Source organism: Methylobacterium sp. Leaf93 (genome assembly GCF_001422345.1).
Lineage (GTDB): Bacteria > Pseudomonadota > Alphaproteobacteria > Rhizobiales > Beijerinckiaceae > Methylobacterium > Methylobacterium bullatum.
On the sequence record NZ_LMMS01000012.1, the window covers coordinates 450664 to 477345 of the forward strand.

22 protein-coding genes are annotated in these 26682 nt (G+C 68.2%); 3 read left to right on the forward strand and 19 right to left on the reverse strand.

Annotated elements, in window-relative coordinates; all coding sequences use genetic code 11:
- Window positions 1-57 precede the first annotated feature (57 nt).
- Both ASF26_RS10680 and ASF26_RS10690 read right to left on the reverse strand, forming a co-directional pair.
- Window positions 58-852 carry a MetQ/NlpA family ABC transporter substrate-binding protein gene (locus tag ASF26_RS10680; protein WP_056253162.1) on the reverse strand — a complete coding sequence of 265 codons (795 nt, stop codon included), beginning with the start codon at window positions 850-852 and terminating at the stop codon, window positions 58-60.
- A gap of 213 nt (window positions 853-1065) precedes the next feature.
- Window positions 1066-2463 (reverse strand): LLM class flavin-dependent oxidoreductase, encoded by a 1398-nt coding sequence (locus tag ASF26_RS10690; RefSeq protein WP_056253168.1) that lies wholly within the window; start codon window positions 2461-2463, stop codon window positions 1066-1068.
- 322 nt (window positions 2464-2785) lie between these two features.
- Here ASF26_RS10690 and ASF26_RS10695 point away from each other — a divergent pair, with 322 nt between their 5' ends.
- Together ASF26_RS10695 and ASF26_RS10700 are read left to right on the forward strand one after the other, a co-directional pair.
- Window positions 2786-4003: an acyl-CoA dehydrogenase family protein gene (locus ASF26_RS10695; RefSeq protein ID WP_056253170.1), complete on the forward strand. Its 1218-nt coding sequence runs from the start codon at window positions 2786-2788 to the stop codon at window positions 4001-4003.
- Window positions 4004-4054: 51 nt separating this feature from the next.
- Window positions 4055-5407 carry an LLM class flavin-dependent oxidoreductase gene (locus ASF26_RS10700; protein ID WP_056253173.1) on the forward strand — a complete coding sequence of 451 codons (1353 nt, stop codon included), beginning with the start codon at window positions 4055-4057 and terminating at the stop codon, window positions 5405-5407.
- Window positions 5408-5489: 82 nt separating this feature from the next.
- Here the strand turns inward: ASF26_RS10700 and ASF26_RS10705 are convergent, their stop codons facing one another.
- The 9 genes from ASF26_RS10705 to ASF26_RS10745 form a co-directional block, all read right to left on the reverse strand.
- Window positions 5490-8828 carry a DEAD/DEAH box helicase gene (locus ASF26_RS10705; RefSeq protein WP_056253176.1) on the reverse strand — a complete coding sequence of 1113 codons (3339 nt, stop codon included), beginning with the start codon at window positions 8826-8828 and terminating at the stop codon, window positions 5490-5492.
- Window positions 8829-9161: 333 nt separating this feature from the next.
- Window positions 9162-9956: an ABC transporter ATP-binding protein gene (locus tag ASF26_RS10710; protein ID WP_056253178.1), complete on the reverse strand. Its 795-nt coding sequence runs from the start codon at window positions 9954-9956 to the stop codon at window positions 9162-9164.
- On the reverse strand, window positions 9950-10993 hold the full coding sequence (locus ASF26_RS10715; protein WP_156462944.1) for an ABC transporter permease: 1044 nt from the start codon (window positions 10991-10993) through the stop codon (window positions 9950-9952). The genes ASF26_RS10710 and ASF26_RS10715 overlap by 7 nt, the downstream gene beginning before the upstream one ends.
- A gap of 9 nt (window positions 10994-11002) precedes the next feature.
- Entirely contained in the window at window positions 11003-12076 is a 1074-nt protein-coding gene (locus ASF26_RS10720) for an ABC transporter substrate-binding protein (protein WP_056253183.1), read from the reverse strand.
- Between the two features lie 68 nt (window positions 12077-12144).
- Complete coding sequence (locus ASF26_RS10725) at window positions 12145-12429, reverse strand: hypothetical protein (RefSeq protein WP_244475893.1); 285 nt, start codon at window positions 12427-12429, stop codon at window positions 12145-12147.
- Between the two features lie 254 nt (window positions 12430-12683).
- Entirely contained in the window at window positions 12684-15776 is a 3093-nt protein-coding gene (locus ASF26_RS10730) for an efflux RND transporter permease subunit (RefSeq protein ID WP_056253185.1), read from the reverse strand.
- A 51-nt stretch (window positions 15777-15827) separates the two neighbouring features.
- Window positions 15828-17066 (reverse strand): efflux RND transporter periplasmic adaptor subunit, encoded by a 1239-nt coding sequence (locus ASF26_RS10735; RefSeq protein ID WP_156462945.1) that lies wholly within the window; start codon window positions 17064-17066, stop codon window positions 15828-15830.
- A complete protein-coding gene (locus ASF26_RS10740) occupies window positions 17063-17746 on the reverse strand; it encodes a TetR/AcrR family transcriptional regulator (protein WP_056253188.1) in 684 nt (227 codons plus the stop codon). The genes ASF26_RS10735 and ASF26_RS10740 overlap by 4 nt, the downstream gene beginning before the upstream one ends.
- Window positions 17743-18033: a hypothetical protein gene (locus ASF26_RS10745; protein WP_056253191.1), complete on the reverse strand. Its 291-nt coding sequence runs from the start codon at window positions 18031-18033 to the stop codon at window positions 17743-17745. The genes ASF26_RS10740 and ASF26_RS10745 overlap by 4 nt, the downstream gene beginning before the upstream one ends.
- Window positions 18034-18162: 129 nt before the next feature.
- Between ASF26_RS10745 and ASF26_RS10750 the strand changes: the two genes are divergently transcribed.
- Window positions 18163-18606 carry a hypothetical protein gene (locus tag ASF26_RS10750; RefSeq protein WP_056148941.1) on the forward strand — a complete coding sequence of 148 codons (444 nt, stop codon included), beginning with the start codon at window positions 18163-18165 and terminating at the stop codon, window positions 18604-18606.
- Window positions 18607-18860: 254 nt separating this feature from the next.
- On the opposite strand, the gene ASF26_RS10755 is transcribed toward ASF26_RS10750, so the two are convergent.
- The 8 genes from ASF26_RS10755 to chlG form a co-directional block, all read right to left on the reverse strand.
- Window positions 18861-19259 (reverse strand): hypothetical protein, encoded by a 399-nt coding sequence (locus ASF26_RS10755; protein WP_026175835.1) that lies wholly within the window; start codon window positions 19257-19259, stop codon window positions 18861-18863.
- A 195-nt stretch (window positions 19260-19454) separates the two neighbouring features.
- On the reverse strand, window positions 19455-20348 hold the full coding sequence (locus ASF26_RS10760; protein ID WP_156462946.1) for a transporter: 894 nt from the start codon (window positions 20346-20348) through the stop codon (window positions 19455-19457).
- A gap of 318 nt (window positions 20349-20666) precedes the next feature.
- The gene (locus ASF26_RS10765) at window positions 20667-22235 is read right to left on the reverse strand and encodes a c-type cytochrome (protein ID WP_056253195.1); all 1569 of its coding nucleotides are present in this window, start codon (window positions 22233-22235) and stop codon (window positions 20667-20669) included.
- Between the two features lie 46 nt (window positions 22236-22281).
- Window positions 22282-22641, reverse strand: a complete 360-nt coding sequence (locus tag ASF26_RS10770; protein ID WP_056148935.1) for a hypothetical protein — start codon at window positions 22639-22641, stop codon at window positions 22282-22284.
- Entirely contained in the window at window positions 22638-23159 is a 522-nt protein-coding gene (locus tag ASF26_RS10775; RefSeq protein ID WP_056253197.1) for a TspO/MBR family protein, read from the reverse strand. The genes ASF26_RS10770 and ASF26_RS10775 overlap by 4 nt, the downstream gene beginning before the upstream one ends.
- A complete protein-coding gene (locus ASF26_RS10780) occupies window positions 23156-24340 on the reverse strand; it encodes a geranylgeranyl diphosphate reductase (RefSeq protein ID WP_056253200.1) in 1185 nt (394 codons plus the stop codon). The genes ASF26_RS10775 and ASF26_RS10780 overlap by 4 nt, the downstream gene beginning before the upstream one ends.
- 10 nt (window positions 24341-24350) lie before the next feature.
- Window positions 24351-25688, reverse strand: a complete 1338-nt coding sequence (locus ASF26_RS10785; protein ID WP_056253203.1) for a BCD family MFS transporter — start codon at window positions 25686-25688, stop codon at window positions 24351-24353.
- Complete coding sequence (chlG, locus tag ASF26_RS10790) at window positions 25688-26611, reverse strand: chlorophyll synthase ChlG (RefSeq protein ID WP_056253206.1); 924 nt, start codon at window positions 26609-26611, stop codon at window positions 25688-25690. The genes ASF26_RS10785 and chlG overlap by 1 nt, the downstream gene beginning before the upstream one ends.
- Between the last annotated feature and the right edge of the window lie 71 nt (window positions 26612-26682).

The window sequence follows — 26682 nt, forward strand, 5'->3', positions numbered from 1 at the left end:
TAGCGGGCTCACGCCTGCGAAAACGGGTCGGGACCGGAGCTAAAATTCGAGACCGCGCTACCAGACCGGCTCGAGGAAGCCCTTGTAGGTCCGCTCGATGTAGTCCCGCACCGGCGCCGAGCGGAAGCTGCGGATGAAGGCGGCCAGACGCGGATCGTCGCGATTGTCGGGCCGCGCGACGAAGCTCAGCGTGTAGCGCCGGTCCCCGACCCCGTCGGTGATGAGGGAGGTCTTGGGGTCGCCGCCCGCAGCGATCAGGTAGGTGAAGCTGACCTGCGCCAGGGTCACGTCGTCCATTGCGCGCGGCAATTGCGCCGCTTCGAGTTCGAGGATCCGCAGGCGCTTCGGATTGGCGACGATGTCGGCGACGGAGGCCTCGTCGCCGACGCCCGGTTTCAGGGTGAGCAGCTTGGCGGTCTCCAACAGGCGCAATCCCCGCGCCGCGTTGACGGGGTCGTTGGCGATGGCCACCGAGGCGCCGTCGGGGACCTTGTCGAGGCTGGTCACCGTCTTCGAGAACAGGCCCACCGGCAGAACGATCGCGCCCTCCACCGCCACCAGCTTGTAGCCCCGCGAGCGGATGGCGCTCTGGAGGTAGGGTACGTGCTGGAACAGGTTGGCGTCGATATCGCCCGAGGCCACGGCCTCGTTGGGCGTCACCCAATCGGTGAATTCGACGATCTCGACATTCTGCCCCTGCTTACGGGCGAGATCGGCGGCGAAGGCCAGGGTCTGCCCCACGGGACCCGGCGTCGCGCCGATGCGCAGGGGTTTTTCGGCGCGAGCGGGGCCGCCGGCGAGGGCGAGCATCACGGTGGCGAGGCCAAGCAGGGTTCCGAGAGGGTTCGACATGAGGCGCGACCGTCTCCCTCTCCTGGATGGAGAGGGTTGGGGTGAGGTGTGGTCCTTCTCCGAAACGGTCACACACCTCACCCTGTCCCTCTCCTTCCAGGAGAGGGGACCCGTGGTACCCGCGAGATGTGCGAACATCGTTGCCTTCCAGGAGAGGGGACCCGTGCGGCCCACGTGATGTGTGAATGCCATAGGGGAGGGGGGAGGGAGCCGTCAGGCGGCGGAGGCGCGGGCCTCGCCGGCGGCCCGGCGGAAGCGTGCACCGGGATGGGTCGCCTTCAGGTGGGCGCCGCCCTCCGGAAACAGCTTTTCGCGGAGCGTGCCCTCGCGATACCGCGTCTTGAACGCGCCCCGGTCCTGCAACGCGGGCACGACGAGGTCGACGAAGGCCTCGATCGTCTCGGGCGCGACGGCGCGGGTGAGGTTGAAGCCGTCGATATCGGCCTCGTCGGCCCAGGACAGCAGCGCGTCGGCGACGTCCGAGGGCGATCCGACGATAAAGGGAGCCCGTGCCCCGCGCGGGCCGAACTCGGCGAAATCGGCACGGGTGAAGGGGCGTTCGCCGGGCAGCGTCAGGTTCTCCAGCAACGACTGCATGGCGTTGGTCTTGACGTAGGCGAGCCCCTCATGGGCATCGAGCCCGGACAGGTCGATCCCGGTCCAGCCGGAGACGAGGGTGAGTTGTCCCTCCACGTCGAGATATTGCGCGTACTCGTCGCGCAGATCGAACGCCTCGGCGCGGGTAGGCGCCACGATCACGGTGGCCCCGAGGAACGTCCGGATGTCGTGGGGATCGCGGCCCGCTTCCTTCGCCGCCTGCCGCGTGGCGCGCACGGCCTTGCCCGCGATGGCCTTGGTCTGGCCGTTGAGGAAGATGCTCTCGGCATGGCGGGCGGCGAAGAGACGTCCGCGCGACGAGGCGCCGGCCTGGTAGAGCACGGGCGTCCGTTGCGGTGACGGCTCGCTGAGATGCTGCCCGTCGACCCGGTAGCTCGGCCCGTCATGGGTGACGCGGTGGACTTTGGCCGGCTGCGTGAACAGACCGCCCGCCCGGTCGCGCAGGGCCGCGCCGTCCTCCCAGCTTCCCTCCCAGAGCTTGTAGGCGGCCTCCAGGAAATCCTCACCGGCATCGTAGCGCGCATCGTGTTCGCGCGCTTGGGGCAGGCCCATGCCGCGCGCGCCGCTCTCGAGATAGCCGGTGACCACGTTCCAGCCGATCCGCCCCTTGGTGAGATGGTCGAGGGTCGAGAGCCGGCGGGTGAAGGTGTAGGGGTGTTCGTAGGTGAGGTTCGCCGTGACCCCGAAGCCGAGATGCGTCGTAGCGTGCGCCATCGCCGGCACCAGCAGGAACGGGTCGAGGTTCGGCGCCTGCGCCGCCCGGGCGAGGGCGGTGGCGGGGCTGGCGCCGTAGACGTCGTAGACCCCGACCACGTCGGCGAGGAAGATCCCGTCGAACAGGCCGCGCTCGGCGGTGCGGGCCAGCGACACCCAGTAATCGAGGGTATTGTAGCGCGCCGCCATATCGCGCGGGTGCCGCCACAGCCCGGCCCAGGTATGGCCCGGCGCCCCCATCTCGAAGGCGTTCAGCCTCAATTCGCGGCGTGCGCTCATGACAGATCCAGGCAATCCGGGGCGAGGGTATCGTGCGATGGAGAGAGGCCTCGTTCACGCGATGCGGGAGGCATTCCTACGCATGAGCCTAGCCGGAGACCGGACCCGGTCAACAAGAATGATCTTTCAACGATCATCACTTTCAAGCATACATTGTCTATTTTACGATGATTTGGAGCATAACATCTCCAAATCACACATCTTACCATAATTTATACTTGTCTGCCCTGCCCGGATTGACGATCAGGACGACCACGAGGCCGGGGGCCATCGAGCGCGAGCCCCTTCGGCGTGACGGCATCACAGGCACGGGATCGGTCGAATGTCTCAGACGGAAGCGGGATGGGGCGCGGGACCGAGCGCGGGCTACGAGGCGCTCGCGGCCGGGTTCCGGCCGGTCTTCGCGCGCATCCGCGACACCGCCATCGCCCGCGATCTCGCGCACACGCTCCCCCATGACGAGATCGACTGGCTGAAACAGGCGGGCTTCACCACCCTGCGCCTTACACGCGAAGAGGGCGGCCACGGCGCGAGCCTGCCCGACTTGTTCAACCTCCTCATCGAGTTGTCGGAGGCGGATCCCAACGTCACCAACGCCCTGCGCGCACATTTCGGCTTCACGGAGGACATGCTGTGCTCGTCGTCGCCGGAATGGCGGGCGCGCTGGACCGGCCGGATCGGCGATCGCCAGACCGTCGGCAGCGGCGTGTCCGAGACGGGCGAGGCCAAGGTCGGGCAGTTCGATACGGTCCTGCGGCGGCAGGGCGGGCAATGGCTGCTCAACGGCCGGAAATTCTACACCACCGGCTCGCTCTTCGCCGACTGGATCCATGTCTCGGCCCAGGACGAGGCGGGCGCGTCCCTGGTGGCGGCCGTGCCGGTGCGGGCGCCGGGTGTGAAGATCGTCGACGATTGGGACGGTTTCGGCCAGTCGCTCACCGCGAGCGGCACGGCGATCTTCACGGACGTCCTCATCGGACCGGAGCTCATCAAGCCCGATCCGGAGCGTTTCCCCTACGCGATGGGGTTCTTCCAGCTCGTCCATCTGGCGACTTTGGCCGGCATCGGCCGTTCGGCCGCCATCGACGTGTCGCGGCTCGTGGCCGAGCGCAAACGGGTCTACAGCCACGGCAATGGCGGCCGGGCCGGCGACGATCCCCAAGTGCAGCAGGTGGTGGGGCGCGTGCGCGGCGCGGCTTATGCGGCCGGCGCCATCGTCCTCAAGGCGGCGGAGGCCCTGCAGCGGACCTACGATAGTCACCGCACGGGAGAAGCGGCGGACCATGCGGCGGGTATCGCCGACATCGAGGTGAACCAGGCGGTGACGGTGGTGACCAATCTCGTTCTGGAGGCCACCACGACCCTGTTCGATGCGCTCGGCGCCTCGGCGGTGAAAAGCGGTCTCGGCCTCGACCGGCACTGGCGCAACGCCCGCACCATCGCCTCGCACAATCCCCGGATCTACCGCGACAGGGCGGTGGGCGATTTCGCGGTGAACGGTACCGCCCCGCCGCGCCAATACCGGGTCGGCTCGGCCTGAAGCGCCCCCTGCCAAGCAAGCCCATTGCAACGAGAGATCAAGGACAGACCCATGTCACGTCGCCGGGACACGATGCGCCTCGGTGCCTTCCTCTATCCGGGCGGGCACCACGTCGCGGCGTGGCGGCACCCCTCGTCGCAGGCGGATGCGGGGATCGATCCCGCCCATTACCGCCGCCTCGCCAAGGTGGCCGAGGCGGCGAAGTTCGACCTGATCTTCCTCGCCGACGGGGTCAGCATCCGCGGCGACGACATCGACGCCCTGAGCCGCACGGCGATCCGTTACGTCGGACAGTTCGAGCCGCTGACCCTGCTCTCCCATCTCTCGGCGGTGACAGAGCGCATCGGCCTCGTGGCCACCGCCTCCACCACCTACAACGAGCCGTTCCACGTAGCGCGCAAGTTCGCCTCCCTCGACCATCTCAGCGGTGGCCGGGCGGGCTGGAACCTCGTCACCTCGGCGGACCCGCGCGAGGCCTACAATTTCAGCCGCGACAGCCATCTCGCCCATGCGAGCCGCTACGCCCGCGCCGAGGAATTCGTGGATGTGGTCGCCGGCCTCTGGGACACGTTCGAGGACGACGCCTTCGTCCGCGACCGCGAGGAAGGGCGCTTCTTCGATCCGGCCAAGCTGCACGTGCTTGGGCATGAGGGCGAGCATTTCTCCGTGCGCGGCCCGCTCAACGTGCCCCGTCCGCCCCAGGGCCATCCGGTCGTCGTGCAGGCGGGCTCCTCGGAGGCCGGCAAGGCATTGGCGGCCCGGACCGCCGAGGTGATCTTTACCGCCCAGGCGACCCTGGACGATGCGACCGCGTTCTACGCCGACGTGAAGGGCCGGCTCGGCCGGCACGGCCGCGAGCCCGACTCACTCAAGATCCTGCCGGGCGCTTTTCCGGTGGTGGGCCGCACGATGGCTGAGGCCGAGGACAAGTACGGCGCGTTGCAGGAGCTGATCCACCCCGTCGTCGGCCGCTCGCTCCTGGAACAGCTCGCGGGGCTCGACCTCTCCGGCTATTCCGACGATGCGCCGGTTCCGCCGGCCAACGGGACGGAGGGCGGCAAGAGCCGGCAGGATCTCCTCGTCACCATCGCCCGGCGCGAAGGCCTGACCATCCGCGAGCTCTACCTGCGCATCGCCGGCGCTCGGGGCCACTGGACCCTCATCGGAACACCCGCCCGGATCGCCGACGCCCTTCAGGAGCGGTTCGAAGCTTATGGCGCCGACGGGTTCAACATCATGCCCCCGACGCTACCCGGCGGGCTCGACGATTTCGCCACGCTGGTGATCCCCGAATTGCAGCGGCGCGGACTGTTCCGCACGGAGTACGAGGGGACCACGCTCCGCGAGAATCTCGGCCTCGCCCGGCCCCACCATCGTCGTCACGACGTGGCCCGGCGAGAATGATCCGCCGCAGCTTGCCCCGAGGCGTCCTCCTTCAGACGCCTCGGGGCAAGCGATGACGCCTTCCCGTCCGAGCCCCCCGATCTCACCCGGCCTTCCGCATCGGCGAGGATCCGCTCCTTCCCTCCTTGGCCGGGCGCCGGGCGCTGGCCTCCTGCAGGCGTTCGAGGAGGCGGGCGCCAAGATGGCCGCGCTCGACGGCATCCTCGCACTGCGCCCGCAGGAGCACGCGGCGGTCGCGGCGCTCGATATGCGCGTTGACCGGCAGCAGGATCGGCGGGGCATTGGCACGGAAATCCGCCGCCAGACCTTGAGGTCCTCCGCTCAACCGGGCGATTCCGAGCGTGCGGCAACCGACCCGGAGCCGGGCCAGGGTGACGAGGGCCTCGAACGCCTCCGGCGGTGGCCCGAACCGGTCCGCAACCTCGTGGCGTAGCGCCTCGACCTCGTCGGCGGTCGTCAGGCGCAGGAGCCGCGTATAGAGGCTCAGGCGCACTTCCGGCTCCGGCACGTAATCCGCAGGCACGCCGCCGGAGAGACCGATCCGGATCTCGGGGGTCCAATCCTCGGCGGTCTCGCCCTTCGCGGCCCTCAGGGCGAGATGCAGAAGGTGCTGATACAGGCCGAGCCCGATCAGCTTCACATGGCCGGCCTGGTTTTCGCCCACGAGATCGCCGGCCCCGCGCAGGTCGAGGTCGCGGGCGCTGATGGCGAAACCGGCACCGAGCCGATCGAGGGCTTCCAACGTGCGCAGCCGCTTCTCCGTCGCCGGGCTGAGAGGCTTCTCCGGCTGGTGAAGCAGGTAGACGACGCCCCGGCGTTGGCCGCGACCGACCCGGCCCCGCAGCTGGTGCAGCTGCGACAGACCGAAACGCTCCGCATCCCAGACCAGCATCGTGTTGGCGCGGGGCACGTCGAGGCCGCTCTCGATGATGCTGGTCGCCAGCAGCACGTCGCCCTCGCCATCGGCGAAGCGCACCATCACGTCGTCCATGTCCGCCGCCTTGAGCTCGCCATGGGCGATCATCGTGCGCAGGTCGGGGACGAGCTTGGCGAGACGCTCCGCCATGGGGCCGATATCCTCGATCCGCGGGCAGACGACGAAGCTCTGTCCGCCCCGTCGATGCTCGCGCAGGAGCGCGTCCCGCAGGCCATCTGCGTCGAACGGCGCAATCACCGTACGGATGGGCTGGCGCACCGCGGGCGGCGTGGCAATGACGCTGAGGGATTGCAGTCCGACGAGGGCGGATTGCAGGGTGCGGGGGATCGGCGTCGCCGTGAGCGTGAGGACGTGACCGTCCCCCGCCGTGTTGCGGAGCGCCTGCTTCATCTTGGTCCCGAAGCGCTGCTCCTCGTCGATGACCACGAGGCCGAGGTCGGCGAAACCGACGCCCTTGGCGGTGAGGCAATGGGTGCCGATGACGAGGCGGATGCTGCCGTCGGCGAGCCCCGCTTTCACGCGCTTCGCCTCGGCCGGCGTGACGAGGCGAGAGAGATGGGCGACCTCGATGCCGAAGCGGGCGAAACGCCGGGTAAAGGTCTGCACATGCTGGCGAGCCAGCACGGTGGTGGGCGCCACCACCGCCACCTGGCGACCGGCGAAGATCGCGGCGGCGGCGGCACGCAGGGCCACCTCGGTCTTGCCGAAGCCGACATCGCCGCAGACGAGCCGATCCATCGGCCGCCCCGAGGCGAGATCGCCCATCACCCCGTTCACGGCGCGCGCCTGATCGGCGGTGAGGTTGAATCCGAAACCGGCGGCAAAGCGCTCCATCTCCCGGACCGGGGGTGACAGAACCGGCGCCTTGACCTCCCGGCGTGCCTCGGCATCGGCGAGCATCATGCGGGCCGCCTTGGCCATGCAGGCCTCGGCTTCGAGACGCCGACGCCCCCAGGACCCGCCTTCGAGCTTGTCGAGGGTCACCGCCTCGGCCTCCGAGCCGTAGCGCCAGATCCGGTCGGCCTGGGAGACCGGGACCATCAGAATCGCGTTTCCGGCAAAACGCAGACGCAGGGCGTCCTCGCCGCCTTCCGCTCCGGTCTCGACATGCTCCAATCCCTCAAAGACGCACAGACCGTTGTCGCGATCGACCGCCACATCGCCGATGCGCAATTCGACCTCGCCGATGGGAAGGCTCGCCGTCGGCTCCCCCTCAGCCGCAGCGGCGGCGCGGCTCCCGAACAGGTCGGCGGCCGCAATGACGCAGACACCCTGTCCCGGAACCCTGAACCCCGCCTCGATGGGAGCGGCAAGCGCCAGGATCGCTCCGGGCCCGGCACGGGTAACCTCAGCCCAATTCGTCACCCGTCGTGCCTTGCGACCCAACACACGCTCGGCAACGCGGATCAGGCGACCGAGTGGCTCCTCCGGTCCCGTCAGCAGGATGCGCTCGCCGCTTTCGAGGTGCCGGCGCAGGGTCTCGGCGAGGGCCGCATTGGGACGGGCTTTCCGCACGAACGCCGGAATTGCGACATCCTCGGATTCGTCCGCCGACGCGGTGGCGACCCGTCGCGTCTCCTGGAGGGAGGCCCAACTCCGAGGGTCGAGATAGAGGTCGCCGAGGTCACGGTTCCGGTCGCCGGCATCGCGCCCTTCGGCGATCTGCTCGAAGAAGGCGGCGGCGCGCTGATCGGCGCCGGTCTCGACCACGAGGCGGGCATCCGGGACGTAGTCCAGCACCGTCGTGAGCGTAGGGTAGAAGCGGGGAAGCTGGTGCTCCTGACCGGTGAAGGGCCGCAACTGGTTCTCCGATCCCTCCGGCAGAAGGATCTCCGTGGCCGGGTCGATGACCAATCGCTCGGCCTCCGCCAGGGAGCGCTGGGAGACCGGATCGTAGGACCGGATCGCGATGACGCGGCCATCCTCGTGCTCGATCCGGCAGGGGCGCGGCGCGGCGGCGGGGAACACGTCCACCGTTCGCCCCCAGACCGCCACCTCGCCGGGCTCGTCGACCCGGTCGTCCAGGATGTAGCCGAGGCGCTGCAACGTCGCGGTAATCGCCTTGGGGTCGAAATCGTCGCCGACGCGGATCTCGAGATGGGCCTCCGCCCATGTCTCGGGCGGTGGAACCCGCTGGATCAGGGCGGGGGCGGTCGTCAGGACGATATCGGGGAGGGCGGCGGCATCCGTGAGCCAGCGCAACACGCCCGTGCGCTGCCCCATGACGCCGCGCGACGGCGAGGTCCGGTCGAAGGGGAGGCAATCCCATTCCGGGTAAATCGCGACGCTGCGATCGGGAGCCAGGGCGCGCAGGATGGCCGCGATGGCGTCTTGCCGGTGCGTTTCGCGCACCATGTGGATCAGGGGCTTGTTCAGGGCCACGAGGTCGAGGAGCGCCACGGCCAGGGCGCCGATGGGAACGAGGGGAGCGACGACCTCTTCGGAGGCGCTGTCGGGAGACGTCCTAGTCCGGCGTTTTGCCATCGGGGAGTGCGCTGCCCATCATTGGTGTCGGGAGTCGGCAAACGTGGACCGACGCGACTCGGCTCCCGCGATTCACGATCTGTCCCCAGTTTGTCGCACACTGTACCGAGTGCGAGACGATGGGGTGGACGAGGGCGTCATCCATAAGAGGGCGGGGGCATTCCTCCCCGTTCTCGACCTGTGGCTCCGACAACCCTCCGCCCGCGTGAATCCAGGCCGGTTTCGAGCGCGAAACACGCAGGATCCGGCGGATCGTCCGCTTTGGAGTAAAGCCCGTCGGATGGCGCATGTTGACCCCGTCCGATGGCGGTCGTTCGCCCCCTCGGATGGCGGTCATTTCTCCCCGAGGATACCGAGGATCTCAGTGCGCAGGCTCAGGAGCTTCGGGTCGTCGCGGCGGCGGGGATAGGGGGCATCCACCGCGATCTCGGTCCTGATCCGGGCCGGCCGGTCACTCAGCACGATCACCCGCTGAGCGAGGATGAGGGCTTCCTCGACATCATGGGTGACGAGGAGCGCCGTGAAGCGGCTTTCCTGCCAGAGCCGGACCAGTTCGCCCTGCATGGCGAGGCGCGTGAGAGCGTCGAGCTTGCCCAGGGGCTCGTCGAGGAGGAGCAGGCGCGGATCGTTGACCAGGGCCCGGGCGAGCGCCGTGCGCTGGGCCATGCCGCCGGAGAGCTGGTGGGGATAGGCCTCGGCGAAGTCGGCGAGCCCGACGAGGTCCAGCGCCTCGTCGATGCGATGCCGATGGCGGCGCAGCAGCCCGCGCGCCTCCAGGCCCAAGGAGACATTCCCCCGCACCGTGCACCAAGGATAGAGCGTCGGGTCCTGGAACACGAGAAGCCGTTCCGGATCGGGGCCGGCGATCGTCTCCCCGTCGAGGGCGAGGGTACCGGATTCCGGCGGTTCGAGGCCGGCGGCGAGGCGCAGCAGCGTCGACTTCCCGCAGCCCGAGGGGCCGAGCAAGGCGACGAAGGAACCCGGCGCAATGGTCAGGTCGATGTCGTCGAGGACGGGCAGGCGCGTGCCGCCGATGTCGAAGGCATGGGAGACGCGCCTGACGGTCAGAGCTCCGCCCCGGTCGATGGCGGAGGCGCCGGCCGGTGCTTCGAGGGGGGCCGCTACCATTGGACGAGGCCCTTCTGCCAGGAGAGGACGCGGTCGCGCAGACGGAACAGCAAGGTGATCAGCGTCGAGCACATCAGCGCCATGGCGATGAGGGCAGCGTACATGTTGGCATAGGCCGCCCACCCTTGCGCCCATTGCAGGTACCAGCCAAGGCCGGATTTCACGCCCAGCATCTCGGCCACGACGAGAACCGCGAAGGAAGCGCCGAGCCCCATGAACAGCCCGACGAAGACGTGGGGCAGGGCGGCCGGGATCGCGACCTTGCGGATGAGGAAGCTCTGCGAGGCGCCGAGCGTGCGGGCAACATCGTAATAGGACTTGTTGGCCGCCGCGATCCCGGACCAGGTCAGCACCGTCATCGGGAAACCCGTCGCCAGAGCCACGAGAAAGGTGCTCGCCGACCAGGAGGAAGGGAACACGAAGAAGGCCAGCGGCAGCCATGCGGTGGCCGGCAGCGGCCCGACGAAGCGCAAAACCGGATGGACCCAGTACCCGGCCGTCCGCGACCACCCCACTGCCACACCGAGGACGAAACCGACGGCGGCCCCGATCACGTAGCCGCCCGACAGCAGGATCAGCGAATTGACGATGCTGCCGCCCAGCTTCGGCCAATCCTCGGCGAAGACTTCGAGGATCGCCTGGGGCGGTGGGAAGAACGGCATCGGCAGCCATTCGAACTTGGCCGTCACCAGTTCCCAGACGGCAAAGACGATGGCGAGGGCGACGATCCACGGTCCCCAATGGCGCAGGCGGGCTCCGACCCGGCCGAGGGCGGGGAGAAAGGGGCTCGCCAGAAGCAAGGCCGCACCGATCAGTCCGGCGCCATGGCCGAACGTGGCGGAATAGGGAAAGTCGCCGTTCTCTGGCAGACCGAGGGTCAGGCCCGCGAGGGCGAGCCAGAAGGAACCGGCGAAGAAGCCGACCCACCACACGGCCGCGAGACGGGTCCGCCATGCGGAGCGGCTGGATACCGTGGCATCCGCATCGGCCGCCCGGCGGAAGCCGCCGCCGAACGCGCCCGTCAATGAACTCGACATGGATGCCCCTCAGCTCAGGACGTCGGCGTAGACACGGTCGGCGAACTTCGCCGTGTCGGTGGAGCGGCGGATCACGTTCACGCGCTTCAACTCGTCGCCGTAGAGGGCGATCTCCTGCTTGAGGGTGACGCCCACGGGCCGGTGATCGTGGGTATGGCTGCGCAGCATCGCTGCCAGATCCTCCACAGAGCCCTTGCCGCCGTAATTCGAGAAGATGCCGGCGGCGTCCAGCGGATCGGTTGCGACGCGATGGCCGCCCTCGAGGATGGCGCGGGTGAGGGCGGTGGCGACCGCCCGGTCGTTGCGGATCAGGCTGCCGCGCAGGGCCACGACGCAGCAGGAGCGCGTGGCGAAAATGCCCGTCAGATTGGTGGCGACTTCCGTGAAGCGGGGGTCCTTGAGCCAGATGAAGGTACGCGGGTCGGCATCGGCCAGGGCCTGGGCCTCGCCCTTCTCCACGGCGAGGTTGAGGAGATCGGCCGGGTATTGCCGCCACTCCACCTCCCGGTCGGGATCGATGCCGGCATCGGACAGGAGCAGGGCGAAGAAGTTCTTGGCCGGGCTGGCATGGTCGCTGATGGCGATGGTCTTGCCCTTCAGGGACGCGATGTCGGTGATGCCGGCGGATTTCGCGCCGAGCAGCCTCAGGCAGCCGCCATGGAGGCCGGCGGTGATCTTGACGTCGAACCCCTGTTCCAGGGGCTTCAGCCAGCGCAGGGCCATGCCGATTCCGGCATCGGCCTTGCCGGTGGCGATGGCCTCCAGCAGGGCCTCCGTGGACCCGCCGAAATTGATGAACTCCACGTCGAGCCCGTGGGCGGCGAAGATTCCGCGCTCCTTGGCGACGGGAGCGGCGGCCGTGCAGACGGCGTTGGCGTTCCAGGCGAGCTTGATGGGCCGGAGCGGGCCGCTCCATGCCTCGGTGGCCGCCGCCGGCGCGCAGAGGGGACCGGGATCGAAGGGCGCGGCAGGGCCGGGAACCCAGGCACGCCCCGCCGTCGCGGTGAGGCCGAGGGGCAGGGCGGCCGCGACGGTGGCGCCCGCTCTCAGCAGGCAGCGTCGGGACAGCAGGTCGTCGGTCATGGTCGTCTCCAGGGCCGCGAGCGGCCCGCCTTCATGGATCGTAGAATGTCCGGGAAGCCGGCGGCCGGTCAGGCCGGGGCGTAACTGAGATAGGCGACCATCATCTCGGCCACCGCCCGGTGGGCGTAGTCGGAGACGCTCTCGCCGCCATCGACCGGGAAGGCCTCGACGACACGGCGGCCGCCCAGCACTTCGGACAGCTCCTCGGGCATCAGCCCGTTCTCAATGGCAGCCGCCACCGCCGCCCTGCCATAAGCGCGGCGAAAGTGCCTCGGCGCGATGGCGCCGCCGACAACCCATGCGGGGCCGGACCCAAACGCCTCAAATCGCGTGTCGTGATAACCCATGACCATCAACCTTATTCGTCAGACTCGTCCCATGATGAGCGCCGCCGAGATCGGCGAGACACGCATGGCGGCAACGACTGTGCTTGGGGTTGAGGCTCTTCATTTCGCCCTCGCGTCGGCAACGGGCCGATAGACGTGTTGACAAGCCGAACTATAGGCGAGGGCGCGCGAAATGTGCTTCCAAATGTCCCGCGATCCGCAGGCCGGAGACCTCGCGGGACGGAGGGTTCGGGAAAGTTCCTGATCCGGGCTCCGCCGCGTCAGTGGCCAACGCTCGGGGCAGGGTCGGGTACCGCCTCGTCGCGAGCACCGACGAAGCGACCGAACAGGCGCCCGATGAGCGCGCCGAGGCTGTCCATCAGCAGGAATACGGCCGGCACGAAGACAAGGGACAGCAGGGTCGAGACGATGAGACCGGAGATCACCGCCACCGCCATCGGCGCGCGGAATTCGCCACCGACACCGAGCGCCAACGCCGAAGGCACCATCCCGGCGGCCATGGCGATGGTTGTCATCACGATGGGGCGCGCACGCTTGCGGCCGGCATCGACGATGGCGGTGACCCGATCGACGCCCCGCGCCATCTCCTCGACGGCGAAATCCACGAGCATGATTGCATTCTTCGTCACCAGTCCCATCAGCATCAGGATACCGATGACCACGGGCATCGAGATCGGCATGTTAAGGATGAGGAGGCCGAGGATCGCCCCCCCGATGGAGAGGGGCAAGGAGAACAGGATGGTGAGCGGTTGCAGGAAGTTGCCGAACAGCAGCACCAGCACGGCGTAGACCATCATGATCCCGGCCCCCATGGCGAGGAGGAAGCCCGAGAACACCTCGCCCATGATCTCGGCATCGCCGGTCTGGCGGATGGTGACGCCCGGCGGCAGCGACTTCGCGGTCGGCGTCTCCAGGGCCTGGGCGATGAGGGAGCCCAGGGCGTCCGACCCCTCCATGTTGGCCTCCACCGCCACACGGATCACGCGGTCGTAGCGCTCGATGGCGCCGGGGCCCTGGTCGAGCTCGATGTCGGCCACGGCGGCGAGGGGCACCGCGGTACCGTTCTTGGCCGGAACCTTAAGATTCTCCAGGCGCGAGACCGCGCCCCGCGCGCTCTCGGGCAATTGAACCCGAATCGGAATCTGGCGGTCGGCGGCGTTGAACTTGGCGAGATTCAGACCGATGTCGCCGATGGTGCCGACCCGCACCGTCTCGGCGATGGTGTCGGTGGAAACGCCCAGATCGGCGGCCGAGCCCTCCTTGGGGCGGATCCGGACCTCCGTGCGGTTGAGGGGAGCGGTGGACATCACCGAGACGAGGTGGGGGATCGCCGCCATGTCGCGCTGCAGCCGGGCGGCCACCTCGGCCACCACCTCGGCATCGGGGCCACCGACCACCAGGGCGAGGTCGCGCTGGCCGGAATCGCGCAGGAACCAGGAGCGGATATCGGGCTCCTCGGCGATAAGAGCGGAAATGTCGGTCTCCACGGCCGCCTGCTTCTTCGCGCGGCTGTTCTTCGGGGTGAGGTTAACGATGAGGGTGGCGAGCCGCGTCTCCTTCTTGCCGCCGACCTGGCGGCCGCCATCGACGAAGACCGAGGTGACTTCCGGCAGGGAGCGAATGCGGGCGACGAGGCGGTCGGACACGGCGATCGTGTCGGGCAGCCGGGCGCCGGGGGCGAGTTCGACCATGAAGAGGGTTCGGGCGTTGTCCTGCTTCGGCACGAAGCCCGAGGGCAGCAGTCCAGTAGAGGCCAGCGACGCCGCAAAGAGTGCGAGGCCGACGATCAGCGTGATCACCCGGTGGCGCACGGACCAGCCCACCAGCCGGCCATAGGCGCGCATCACCCATCCCTCACGCTCATCGTGGTGGCCGTGGTCGCGCAGGAAGTAGGCGGCGAGCATAGGCGTGATCAGCCGCGCCACCAGCAGCGACATGAACACCGAGACGGCAATGGTGAGCCCGAACTGCATGAAGTAGCGGCCGGCGATGCCGCCCATGAAGGAGACCGGGGCGAACACCGCGATGAGTGTCGCGGTGATGGCGATGACAGCGAGCCCGATCTCGTCGGCGCCTTCGAGGGCGGCGCGATAGGCGGATTTCCCCATCCGCATGTGCCGAACGATGTTCTCGATCTCGACGATGGCGTCGTCCACGAGGATGCCGGTGACCAGGGTGATGGCAAGAAGGCTGATGCCGTTGAGGGTGAACCCCATGGCGTCCATGGCCCAGAAGGTCGGGAAGACCGACAGCGGCAGGGCGACGGCGGCGATGAGGGTGGCGCGCCAGTCGCGCAGGAACAGGAACACCACGATGACGGCAAGCACGGCACCTTCGATCAGCGTGTGCATGGCGGAATCGTAGCTGCCGATGGTGGCCGAGACCGAGGAATCGATCGTCTCGAACTCAAGGTCTGGATAGGTCCGGCGGAACTCCGCGATCCGCTTCTCGACGCCCGCCGCCACTTCGGCGTCGCTGGCGCCCGAGCCGCGCGACACCGCGAAGGCCACCACCGGCTCTCCGTTGAAGCGGGCGAAGGTGCGCGGCTCCTCAATGGCGTCCTGCACCAGGGCGAGATCGTCGAGACGCACCTTGCGGCCGCCGGCGAGGACGATGGAGGTCGCCTTGAGATCGCGCATGGTGCGGGAGGCGGCCAGCGTCCGGATCGACTGCTCGCGCCCGCCGACCTCGCCGCGCCCGCCCGCCATGTCGGCAGAGGTGAGGCGCAGCTGGCGGTTGACCTCCGCAGCGGTGATGCCGAGCGCCAGGAGCCGGTCAGGCTGGAGCACAACCCGAATCTCGCGGGCGACGCCGCCCACGCGCTCGACGCCGCCCACGCCCTTCACCCCCTGGAGCGTGCGGGCGATCTTGTCCTCTACCAACCAGGACAGCTCGGCTGGGGTCATGGCCGGCGCCTTCACACCGTAGATCAGGATCGGCAGGCCCGCGATCTCCACGCGGCTGATCACCGGCTCGTCGATGGTACGGGGCAGGTTGATGCGAATCTTGGAGATCGCGTCCTTCACGTCGTTGACGGCGCGGTCGGTGTTCACCTCGAGGCGAAACTCGACCGTGGTCACGGACGAGCCCTCGGTGATGGCCGAGGTGATGTGCTTCACCCCGCGCACGCCGGCAATCGAATCCTCGACCCACTTCGTGACCTGGGTCTGCAGTTCGGAAGGCGCCGCCCCCGACTGCGTGATCGCCACGGAAACGATGGGAACGTCGATATTGGGCATCCGCGTGACCGGCAGCCCCCGGAAGCTGACAAGGCCGAGCACGATCAGGACGAGAAACAGGACCAGCGGGCCGATCGGCTTACGGATCGCCCAGGCGGAGATGTTGAGGCGCATCGCGGCAACCCGTTCTGATGGTGCGGGAGGGGAGGTAGGCAGGAGACAGCCCTAGGGCTGACCCGCCTCCGCGGTCTCCTTGCGCGACGGAGCGGCCACCATGGCCGGTGCCGATAGCGCGACGGGGACGGCGCGGACCCGGTCGCCGTCGCGCAGGAAGCTGCCAGCGCGCGCGACCACAGCCTCGCCCTCGGCAAGACCGGCGCGGATCTCTATGTCGTCGTCGTCGGAGAGGCCAGCGCGGACCTCACGTGCCTCCACGACCCCGTCCGTCACCACAAGGACGCTGCTGCGCTTCGGTCCACCATAGAGGACGGAGGCCTGGGGCACGGTCACGCCGCGCGTCCGGGCGATCTCGATGGCGCCGCGGGCAAAGGTGCCGATGCGCAGGCGGGAATCGGGATCGAGCCGGACGCGGACCTTGCCGAGGCGGTTCGCCCTGTCGACTTCCGGATAGACCGCGCGCACGCTGCCCCGCACCCGCTCACCATTGGGGAGCTCCATTGAAGCGGGCGTGCCCTCGCGCAGCAGCGGCAGCTTGGTCTCGATGACTTCGCCTTCGAGTTCGATCTCGCCACGCGCGATCAGCCGGAACAGGGGCTCGGTGGAGGACGAGGCGGCCATGCCCACGCGGGCGACGCGGCGGCTGACGATCCCGGCCTCGGGCGCACGGATCTCGGTGCGGGCGAGACGCAGATCGAGTTCGTCGCGCAAGGCCTTCGCCTGGGCGAGTTCGGCCCTGGCGATGACGAGACCGTTGCGGGAGAAGGCGAGCTTGCCTTCGGCCTGGCGCAGGGCGGAGATGCGCCCCTCCATGATCACTGCCGTGCCGTTGCCGCTCTGCATGAGTTGCTTCGCCCGGTCGTGGGAGAGGCGAGCCTCCATCTCGGCGGCCTGCGCCTGCTCGATGCTGCTCTGAGCCTGCGGCACGACGGCGGCGGCCTTATCGACGAGGGCGTTCTGCTGAGCGATCTGGCGGTCGATCAGGTCGCGCGAGAGCCGGGCGAGGACCTGACCGCTCTCCACACGCATACCCTCTTCGACCAAGACTTCGGTCACCCGATAGCCCTCGATCTCGGGGGTCACCAGGATCTCGTCGCGGGGGACGAGGGTTCCGGTAACGACGACCTGCTCGACGATCTCGCGGCGCCGGGCCTCGACGGTGCTCACTGCCGGCGCCAGTCTGACCGGGGTGGGCGTCTCTTCGGCGATGACCGACCCCGAGGGCAGGCCGAGGCCGAGGCCGAGGATGAGGATCGCGGGACGGACGACCTTGATGACGGCACTCATCGGCTGCTCTCCAAGACGGTTCGTAATGGATGACCGGGGGAGGCGAGCAGGACGCTGGATTCTGATTCGAGTGACGCCGTCGGCAGCCGTCCGGCCAAACCCGCTTCGATCAGAACACACAGATGCGCCACTGCCGGGGCCGGATCGAAGTCCGGCCGAAGGGCCAGGTTGACGAGGATGCCTTTCATCAGCGGATTCAGCGTCTCGTCGTAGAGGGCGGCGGCATCGCAGGCCGGCGAGGTGGCCAGGGACGCGAGGGTCTCCACGAACCAGAGGCGGGCCTCGGTCTCGCCCCGATCGATCATGGCGGCGATGTCGGGATTACGGGTGGCTTCGGACCAGAGATCGACGCGCAGGACCGCACTCTCGCGGGTCGCCTTGGCGAAGTAGCGTTCGAGGACCCTCATCAGGGCGCCGCGGCGATCGCCGGCCCGCTCCATTTCCTCGACGAGGGTCATGCCATGCCCGCGCTCACGCTCGGCGAGCCCGAGGACCACAGCCTCCTTCGACTTGAAGTAGTGGTAGATGTTGCCGGCTGTCATGCCGGCCTGACGCGCAAGATCCTGCATCGTCGTCCGATGGAAACCGTTCCGCACGAAGCAGGTCTCGGCGGCATCGAGGATGTCCTGGCGCCTGGCCGAGGGGCCGGACTTCACTTCGATGGCGGTACCGGCGCTCACGATGCCGACCTCCCGTCCGCGCCGAGACTAGAACCTTCCGCTTGGGTCATTCCGCAGGACCGTGCCTGCCAGGACCAGGATTGCTCGGCGTGATCGGCGCAGACGCGCGCCTGCCAGCCGTCGGAGCCCGCACCGGTCCAGCCAAGGAAAGCGAGCCAACCAACCAGGATCAGCAGCCCCGGCAGAAGGGTTGACGGCCCACAGGCGGAACGGATCGAAGCCAGGACGCGCCCGGCATCCCACCCGCGCGGCGCATCGACATCGTCATAACAACTGAACTCGCCCATGACGCCCCCCCGTTCCCTCAATGCCTATTGAACGTTCATTCATGAGTCAATGAACGATCATTCAATGGCGTCGGGGCGTGTGCGATGGTCCACCTCGACAGGGCGAGCGGCGCGCCTATTTTACCTGTCATGCGCCTCATCATCCTGACCGCCGCCGTGCTCTCGCTCTCAGTCCTGTCGGCACGCGCCGATTCCTGCGGTGATCTCATCGACAGCGTGGTCGCCGAAACGAAAGCCACCCTCGTCAACCGCACTATCGATTTCGCCGAGATGTCGTCGACAGACGGGATGACGCTGACACTCGCCTGCGGTGACCCGTCAGCGGTCGGCGTACAGTTCAAGGGCGAGACGCCAGGGGATGCCTATTATGGCCTGTTCGGCCGGGCCGGGCGGATCGCCACCGGCATCGGGGCCGACCTGATCGAGGCGGCCGCGCGCCGCGCCCGCGAGCAGGCGGTCGTCACCCGACATAGTCACGCAGATGCGGCGACAGCCCTCGTCACGTGCTCGGTGACGAACGGAAGCCGCGGACCGATGACCGGATGCGCTGTGGTGGACAAGCGCGATCGCTGAAAATTTCCCCCGGCGGCCGGGTCGTGTCCCTGGACGTGGTGTAGCTTAGTGAGGGCCACCACGGTCACAGGCTTGGGCCAGGAGGATCAGACTGCCAGGGTCGGCAGGCTGAGGAAGGGATCATTGCTGATCAAGGGATATTTTACCGGGTCATGGAGCGTGACTGTGCTTGATGACCCAGTTGTCACATCCCAGCAGGACACGTCAACGAGCCTGTCTCGACGGGCCGTGAGAGGGTCCGTTTCGCAGAGAGATCAGGCCGAGGCGCCGGCGGAAGAATCGAACAGGAAATCATCGGCGGCCGGGACCGTGACGGACAGGCCCGAACCGTAGGCGGCCTTCGACAGGCGCCATGGACGATCGACCTGAGCGCGGATGGCCTCAGACGGACGTAGGCGCCGCAATGCACTATCCTCTCCCAATTCCTCCACGGTGAGAAAGCCATAGACCTGCAGACGGGCAGCGATCAGCTTGGTCTCGCGGTCACCGGCCGCGACCGCGAGCGTCCCGCTAGCATAGACCGCATCCATGAGTGCGCGCTGGTCCACACGCCGCGCGGCGAGGGAGGGCGAGACGACAGGGGCCTGGGGCTGGGGCCTACCAGGACGCCGGAAAGGAACAACGTTGTCGATCGCCGTGTGAACGCTACGCATACACCGTTACCCTTGAAACCACGCGTGGGGACCAGCGAACGCCGCTGCGGCCCCGACGATCGCTAGGTTTCGACGAGTCGGATTAATGGGCGGTTTACGGTAAACGCTGGGCTTATCTCAACGGAGCACCGACTGCCTGCGGAGCAGCGAGACGGGTGGCACGCCGCGCGCCTGTCGCCGCCCCGTGACGATGCCCTACCGCAGGAATTGCCGCCCGCTCAGCGGAATCGAGGGCGCCGCCGAATTGGTGCTCTCCTTGTAGATTGGCACGATGAGCCGCAGCCAGCCGCGTGTCTCGCGGCCGCCATAATTGCGCTCGGCCACGTCCCGTGTGACGTAGGCCTGCAAGTTCACGGGCCCGAAATTGTAGCCGACGAGGCCGCCCACTGCGATCTGACCCTGGCGGCGATAGCCGGGGAAACGCGTGGGCAGATCGGTGGAAGCGAAGGCCACAGGGCCGACCTCCCACTTGCCGAACTTCTTGGTCGCAGTGAGATCGAGGTTCAGATAGTCGGGATAGACTACACCCTGTGCAGTCACCGGATCGACGAAGATCCCGTAGAGAAGATTGGCAGTGAGGTTGAAACCGTTGCCGCTATACGTCGCGGCAAAACGGTGGCTCAGCGACGCGTTCTGGGTCAGGAAACTCGTCTCGATCGGTAGATATCCGCCGAAGAGATAGCTCACCCCGATATCGTTGCCGAGATTCCAGGCGAGCTGGGCGGCGAGCAGAGGCTGGCCGATGCCGCTCTGGTAGGGTGTGCCGCGCGGGCTCGATGCTACAACTGGCTGAATCGCTACGAGGTTGAGCCGCGCGCCCACCAGGCTCCACGGCGTCGCCCAGAGGAAGGTAGGCAAGTTGATGTTCGATTCGGAATCGAGCGGTCGGGTGTCGCGGACGCCGAAGCTCGACGTGTTGACGAAATAGAGACCGACGGGGAGTTGGGCGCCGGCCGGAAGGCCGACCGTCTGCCCGGGTTGCGCCGCCGAGCCGGCCAGGGCTGACCCGGAGACAACGGTCGTCAGGCCGAGGCCGACACACAGGGAGAGACCGAGCGTAGAGGTTGCGTAGCGGAAACCGTGAATCATCCAGTGCCTCTTCCGGGAGCGCGACAGGGAAAGCGCCGCATTCGAGCAAGCTCTCCCTCATCGACGCACCAGCACCGGATCCCATTCCCTCCATCCCTTAATCGTAGCGGCGTTGTCACCCAAAGGTCACATTCGTATAGCCTGCCGTTCTTCGAACAAGTTGACGAACGATAAAGGCATCAATATTTATTTGATATTCCCTTCAAGTTAACTGGATTCTTACGCGTTTGGAATTCGACCGCCGCTCAAGCTAAAATGATCGACAGAAAGCCTACAGTCTCCATACGTGCCGATGCTGTCACCGTCGTCCCGCATTGATTATGGCGTCGGCACGGTACTGGCGGGGGCCGGCAAGGCGGCCCGCTTTTCGGGGCTCCTGATTTGGCTGTAGACGATGCTGGAGAAGCTCCCGATCACCACGTGCCAGCCGATCTTGCCATAGGCCGGGTCGTTGCGGGCGGCTTGGCAGAACGCCGTAGTCAGTCCGTTGACGATGTCGTCATCTTTGGCGCCGCCGGCCGCGGCCTTCACCTTGGGCAGCAGAGCGTCGACGACCGGGATGAAGTTCTCCTGTGCCAACCCCTTCAGGCTCGTCGCGGTGAGTGCGTTGGCGATGGCTTTGGCCACGTCCGGTTGGGCAATGACGGCGCAGGGTGCCGTTCCCGCGAGCATGGTCTGCGTGGCGGCGCGGGCGGTGCCGACGATGCCGCGCTCGGCGATGACGGGGGCGTTGTTGCCCCAGGCGTTGCGGATGTAATCGGTCACGTCGGCGACCTCCTGATCGGTCATGCCCGCCCCCACCGCGGGCATCGGCGCGTAGCCGTTCTGGGCGGCGAGGCCGCCGAGAATGACGCGGATCACCGTCTCCGGCCCCTCCGCCTGGACGGACGTGTTGCCGGCGAGCGCCGGAATCGCCCCCTCGACGCCCTTGCCGTCCGGCTTGTGACAGGAGGAGCAGTAGCTGAGATAGGTGGCGGCACCCGGCGCATCGGCCTGGTTAAACGCCTGAAGATCCTTGACTTTATAGCTTTCCTTGGCTTTCTGCGTACGCAGATAGGCGACCATCGCCTTCAAATCGGCATCGGTCAGCCTGGAAAGGGATTCCTCGATGGTCTGGCGCATCGGCCCGGCGGCGACGCCCGGCCGGTTGCCCGGAGCGGCGCCGGTTTTGAGGTATTCGACCACTTGATCGTCGGTCCAGGAGCCGATTCCGGTGTGGTCGTCGGGGGTGATATTGGGGGCGTACCAGCCGTCGATGACCCCGCCGCCGAGTTTTCCGGCCAATCCGCTGTTTCCGACGATCTTGTTGGCGTTGTGGCACATGCCGCAATGGCCGAGCCCCTCCACGAGGTAGCCGCCGCGATTGACCTCGGCGCTGGCGTTCGGATCCGGCTTGAACTCGCCCGCGGTGAAGAAGGCTGTGCGCCAAGTGATGAGTGCCGTGCGAATATTGAACGGGAACGGGATCTCGGAAGGCTTGCGCGGCTCATTCACTGGTTCGAGGGAGCGCAGGTAAGCAAAGATCGCGTCTGAATCGTCGCGCGTGACTTTGGTGTACCAGGCGAAGGGGAAGGCCGGATAGAGATAGCTGCCCTCGTTGTCGATGCCATCGTGCAGGGCGCGGTAGAAGTCGTCGGCAGTCCATTTGCCGAGCCCGGTCTCGTCGTCCGGTGTGAGGTTCGGCGTGCGGATCTTCCCGATCGGCGTGTTGAGGACGTAGTTCCCCGCGAACGGTTTGCCCCCCGGCGCCGAATGGCAGGCGACGCAATCGCCCGCCGTCGCCAAGTATTCACCCCGCTTGATCTGTTCCACATCTTGGGCCGAGGCACAGGTCGCGGCGGCCATGAGGCCGGCCGAACCGAGCAGGAGGGCAGATATGCGACGCATGAAGCCGGTTCTCCACTCATGAAGCCGAAGGTTGGACAGATGCAATTCAGGCACGCCTCGTGACCGTTCTGCCCGGTTGGCCAAGGTCGGGCATGGCCGGATCGGATGCGGAACGCGACCCCCCGAACATGCGCAACGCGACCTCCCCTAGATGCGCCATCAGAGAGGCGATGAGGCAGAGCGCCACCACCGTCCAATCCGAGCCAATCAGCGCGGCGCGGATCGCCAGCATCAGCGCCGCGCCCGAGGCGAGGTTGCAGAAAAGGGGCGCAAGGAGCGGGCGATCCCCCCCGTAGAGGCGCCATGCCACGAGGGCGGCGGCCTCCAGGGCCACGAGACCGAGGATCACGTCGATGATCCGCCCGGAGGCGAACAATGCCGCCAGGGTCGCCGCATCCGGAATCATGCCCGGCTTCCGATACTGCGAGCGGAGCGCGCCTCACCGAACGGCCCGTTCAGCCGCACGATCGCCCGGTTGAGCAGTGTCGCGACGCTGACCCAGGCGAGGTAGGGCGCGAGCAGGAGGGCCGCGATCCCCGAGACCTGGGCCGTCACGGCGATCAGCGCCACGATGGAGAGCCACAGAGCGATCACCTCGAGATAGGCCCAGTCCGGCCGGCGCAGGCGGAAGAAGATGCCGCTCCAGGCGATGTTGAGGACGAGGTTGACGCCGTAGGCGGCGAGCAATGCGCCACGCGCCGAGGTTCCGGCCTCCGCGTGCCAGGCGATCATGGCGGAGATCGCCGTGAGGGTGAAGATCGTGGTCCAGACCGGGCCGAAGGCCCAGTCCGGCGGCTTCCACGAGGGCCGCCGCAGGGATTGATACCAGGGGCCGGTGGTCGTCAGGAGCCCGCCGGCGAGGGCGGTGACGAGGGCGGCGGCCGCCGCGGTCACGACCGGGCCGGTCTCGAACCCACCGATCATGGGGAGACCCAGCGGAACAGGTGCGCCAGATCCTTGAAGAAGATCCTCACATGGGCGGCGGGCTTTGCCCGCACCAGTTCCTTGTTCATGTAGGAATCCCAGGTGAGCTGCTGGACGTCCTTGTCCTTGCAGATCGAGACGAAGCGCTCGCGCAGGGAATCGTTGCGGTACCAGACCCACTGCATCATGCGCAGGATCAGGAAGACGCGCCCGTGCAGGCGCATGAAGCGACGCCGGGCAAGAGCCAGAGAGGCGGCCTTGCCGGTGGCGAGGAAGGTGTCGGCCGCCTCCGCCGCGAGACGGCCGCCGAGCATGGCGTAGTAGATGCCCTCGCCCGAGGCCGGGGCGACGATGCCGGCGGCGTCCCCGGTGAGCAGCACGTCGCGGCCATTGTCCCAGCGCTTGAGCGGTTTCAGCGGCAGCGGCGCGCCCTCGCGGCGCAGGGTTTCCCCGGCATCGAGGCCGGTGGAGGCGCGCAAGGCCCGGATCGCCCCGCGCAGGGAGAAGCCCTTGCGGGCGCTGCCGGTGCCGATGCTGATCGTGTCGCCATGGGGGAAGACCCAGGCGTAGAAATCCGGCGAGAGCTTGCCCTGGTAATAGACGTCGCAGCGCGTCCCCTCGACGTCGCCGCTCCCATCCGCCGGACGTCGGACGATCTCGTGATAGGCGAAGACCTGTTTCATGGCCGCGTGGCCGGGAATCTCGGCCCGCCCGACCACGGAACTCGCCCCGTCAGCGCCGATGACGAGGCGGGCGCGGACCCGGTGCTCGGCCTCGCCGGAGCGGTAATGAACGGTGGCCCCGCCGTCGTCGTCTCGGACGATGCGGGTGAAGCTGCCGGGGCGGTGGTCGGCCCCGGCCAGGGCCGCGCGGTCGCGCAGCCAGGGGTCGAAATGCTCGCGGTCGACCATGCCGACGAAACCGTCGGCGATGGGCATGTCGACACGCTTGTCCTTGGGCGAGACCATCCGCGCCGAGCGCACGCGTGCGACGAGCAGATGGTCGGGAATCGCGAAGTCGCGGATCAGGCGCGGGGGAATCGCGCCGCCGCAGGGCTTGATCCGGCCCGGCTTGTCGAGGAGCAGGACGCGGCGCCCCATCCGGGCGAGATCGGTGGCGGCGGTGGCCCCGGCCGGGCCGCCCCCCACCACCACGACGTCGAAGGTCTCCGGCTCCGGCATGGGACTCACCTCAGCGATAGCGGGGTTGAAGCACGGGCCGTCGTGGGCGGGCGGCACGGCGCAGCAGCGTCGCGCCCGCGTGCTCGATCCTAAGAGCCAGGAGCGCGCCCACCAGGAACAGGGCGGCCTCGGCCAGGAACACGGCGGCATAGGCATGGACCGGCTCGGGGCTGACGAGACGGGCGAGATCCACCGCCATGGTCCCGAGGAAGCCGCCGGCCCCGAAGGCGACGCCCTGGGCCGCGCCCCAGACCCCCATCCGGGTGCCGCGCTCGGCCTCGCCGCCGGCACCCGCCAGGCCCATCATCGAGCCGATGGCGGCCACGGCGAACATGCCGTTGAACAGGCCGAGGGCGAAGACCGCGACGCGCAGGGGAAAGTCCGGGCCGACGAGGCCGCCGCCAGCGATCCCCGCCAGCGCCAGGGCCGAACCGGCGCAGCCGGTGGCGGTCCACAGTTTAAGCGAGCCGAGATACGGGCCGCCGATCCCCATGGTGAGGCCGGCCACCGTGAGCATGCCGGCGAGCACGCCGCCATGCTGCAGTCCCGAGAGCTTGGTGGTGACGCCGGGCGTCATCGCGAAGACGAGGCCGGCGAAGGGTTCGAGGATGAGTTCCTGCGCGCTGTAGGCCAGCATCGCCACGAAGATGAAAACGGTGAAGCGGCGCGAGGCCGGCTCGGACCAGACCCGTGCCAGCACCTCGCGGAACGGCCGCTTCGGGGCGCCCTCCGCGTGGCTGGACGGAGCGCGCTCCGGCTCGATGCCGCCGACCGCGAGCACGGCCAGGAGGAAAGCGAGGAGCGAGACCGTGCCCGACACGGCCACCAGCCGGGCGCCGGAGAACGGATCGAGGAAATGTCCGGCGATCGGCGCGGTGATGGCAAAGCCCGCGATCATCATCACCCAGACGATGGTGGCCGCAGCCCCCCGGCGGCGCGCCTCGACGCCGCCGGCCAGGAGCACGAGGAGGGAGGTGCCCGCGGCACCCGCCCCCATGCCCACGGTGAGGAAGGACAGGATCGCCAGAGCGATGCCGGCGGCAAGATGGGTTTCCATGAGGGCGGTCGCCGTCGCCGCGCCGAAGCCGCCGAGGCACAGCGCGGCCATGCCGCCGACGATCCAGGGCGTGCGTCGCCCGCCCATATCCGAGCCGTAGCCCCAGCGCGGGCGCAGGACCTGGACGGCGTAATGGAGGGTCACGAGGGCGCCGGGAATCATCGCCGGCAAGGCGAGCTCCACCACCATGACCCGGTTGAGGGTCGAGGTCATGAGGACGACCACGGCACCCAAAGCGGTCTGGACGAGGCCGAGGCGGACGATGGCGAGCCAGCCCAAGGTCGGCGCCATCACGCGGCTCCCTGCTGCGCGAGTGCCCTGAGGGCGAAGGCCGCCACCAGCATGCCGAGCACGTAGAGGGTGGTGCCGGTGCCGTTGTACCAGGCCGCCCGTCCGCGGGGATCCTTCAACAGGCGGGACATCAGGACGAGTTGCGCGGCGAGCAGGCCGGCAACGAAGACCGCATGCCCGGACCGGTCCCAGGCGTAGAGGAGGGCGATCACCGCCAGCTGGGGCAGGGCCATGACGAGGCAGGCGAGGCGGGCGGCCCGGTCGGTCCCGAGCTGGACCGGCAGCGAGCGGAGATTCATGCGCGCATCCCCTTCCACCGACTTGAAATCGTTGAGGGTCATGATGCCGTGAGCGCCCACGGAATAGAGAAAGGCCACGGTGAGGATGCGGTGGTCGGGCAGGGCGCCGGCCATCACGGCGGCACCGGTGAACCAGGGCAGGCCCTCGTAGCAGAGCCCCACCGCGGCGTTGCCCCACCACCCGTTCTGCTTCAGCCTCAAGGGCGGCGCGCTGTAGATCCAGGCGAGGACCAGCCCGAACAGGGCGGCATAGAGGATCCAGACCCCCAGGGCGGCCGCGACGGAGAGGGAGAGGGCGGTCCAGGCCAGTGCCACGTAGAGGCCCCAGCGGCCGGGCATCCGGCCGGACGGGATCGGCCGGTTCGGCTCGTTGATCGCGTCGACATGGCGGTCGTACCAGTCGTTGGCCGCCTGCGAGGTGGCGCAGACCAAGGGGCCGGCGAGCACGATCCCGGCGACGATGACCGGCCAGTGCCCGCTCGCCGGAACCCCAGAAGAGACCACCCCGCAGGCAAAGGCCCACATCGGCGCGAACCAGGTGATCGGCTTCAACAGCTCCAGCAGGGCGCTGGGAGCGGGCAGTCCGCGGATGGCGGAAGGAGCGGGGGAGACCGACGTTGCCATGACGTGGAAGCTAGGTTCCGACGCCTCGACGTGTCAAGTTTGATTTACACTTTGCCCGACAAATAAGGGCG

Coding starts and splice junctions, on each gene's coding strand:
- ASF26_RS10680 (WP_056253162.1), bottom strand. CDS start 852: ATGTCGAACCCTCTCGGAACCCTGCTTGGCCTCGCCACCGTGATGCTC.
- ASF26_RS10690 (WP_056253168.1), bottom strand. CDS start 2,463: ATGAGCGCACGCCGCGAATTGAGGCTGAACGCCTTCGAGATGGGGGCG.
- ASF26_RS10695 (WP_056253170.1), top strand. CDS start 2,786: ATGTCTCAGACGGAAGCGGGATGGGGCGCGGGACCGAGCGCGGGCTAC.
- ASF26_RS10700 (WP_056253173.1), top strand. CDS start 4,055: ATGTCACGTCGCCGGGACACGATGCGCCTCGGTGCCTTCCTCTATCCG.
- ASF26_RS10705 (WP_056253176.1), bottom strand. CDS start 8,828: ATGGCAAAACGCCGGACTAGGACGTCTCCCGACAGCGCCTCCGAAGAG.
- ASF26_RS10710 (WP_056253178.1), bottom strand. CDS start 9,956: ATGGTAGCGGCCCCCCTCGAAGCACCGGCCGGCGCCTCCGCCATCGAC.
- ASF26_RS10715 (WP_156462944.1), bottom strand. CDS start 10,993: ATGTCGAGTTCATTGACGGGCGCGTTCGGCGGCGGCTTCCGCCGGGCG.
- ASF26_RS10720 (WP_056253183.1), bottom strand. CDS start 12,076: ATGACCGACGACCTGCTGTCCCGACGCTGCCTGCTGAGAGCGGGCGCC.
- ASF26_RS10725 (WP_244475893.1), bottom strand. CDS start 12,429: ATGGTCATGGGTTATCACGACACGCGATTTGAGGCGTTTGGGTCCGGC.
- ASF26_RS10730 (WP_056253185.1), bottom strand. CDS start 15,776: ATGCGCCTCAACATCTCCGCCTGGGCGATCCGTAAGCCGATCGGCCCG.
- ASF26_RS10735 (WP_156462945.1), bottom strand. CDS start 17,066: ATGAGTGCCGTCATCAAGGTCGTCCGTCCCGCGATCCTCATCCTCGGC.
- ASF26_RS10745 (WP_056253191.1), bottom strand. CDS start 18,033: ATGGGCGAGTTCAGTTGTTATGACGATGTCGATGCGCCGCGCGGGTGG.
- ASF26_RS10750 (WP_056148941.1), top strand. CDS start 18,163: ATGCGCCTCATCATCCTGACCGCCGCCGTGCTCTCGCTCTCAGTCCTG.
- ASF26_RS10755 (WP_026175835.1), bottom strand. CDS start 19,259: ATGCGTAGCGTTCACACGGCGATCGACAACGTTGTTCCTTTCCGGCGT.
- ASF26_RS10760 (WP_156462946.1), bottom strand. CDS start 20,348: ATGATTCACGGTTTCCGCTACGCAACCTCTACGCTCGGTCTCTCCCTG.
- ASF26_RS10765 (WP_056253195.1), bottom strand. CDS start 22,235: ATGCGTCGCATATCTGCCCTCCTGCTCGGTTCGGCCGGCCTCATGGCC.
- ASF26_RS10770 (WP_056148935.1), bottom strand. CDS start 22,641: ATGATTCCGGATGCGGCGACCCTGGCGGCATTGTTCGCCTCCGGGCGG.
- ASF26_RS10775 (WP_056253197.1), bottom strand. CDS start 23,159: ATGATCGGTGGGTTCGAGACCGGCCCGGTCGTGACCGCGGCGGCCGCC.
- ASF26_RS10780 (WP_056253200.1), bottom strand. CDS start 24,340: ATGCCGGAGCCGGAGACCTTCGACGTCGTGGTGGTGGGGGGCGGCCCG.
- ASF26_RS10785 (WP_056253203.1), bottom strand. CDS start 25,688: ATGGCGCCGACCTTGGGCTGGCTCGCCATCGTCCGCCTCGGCCTCGTC.
- chlG (WP_056253206.1), bottom strand. CDS start 26,611: ATGGCAACGTCGGTCTCCCCCGCTCCTTCCGCCATCCGCGGACTGCCC.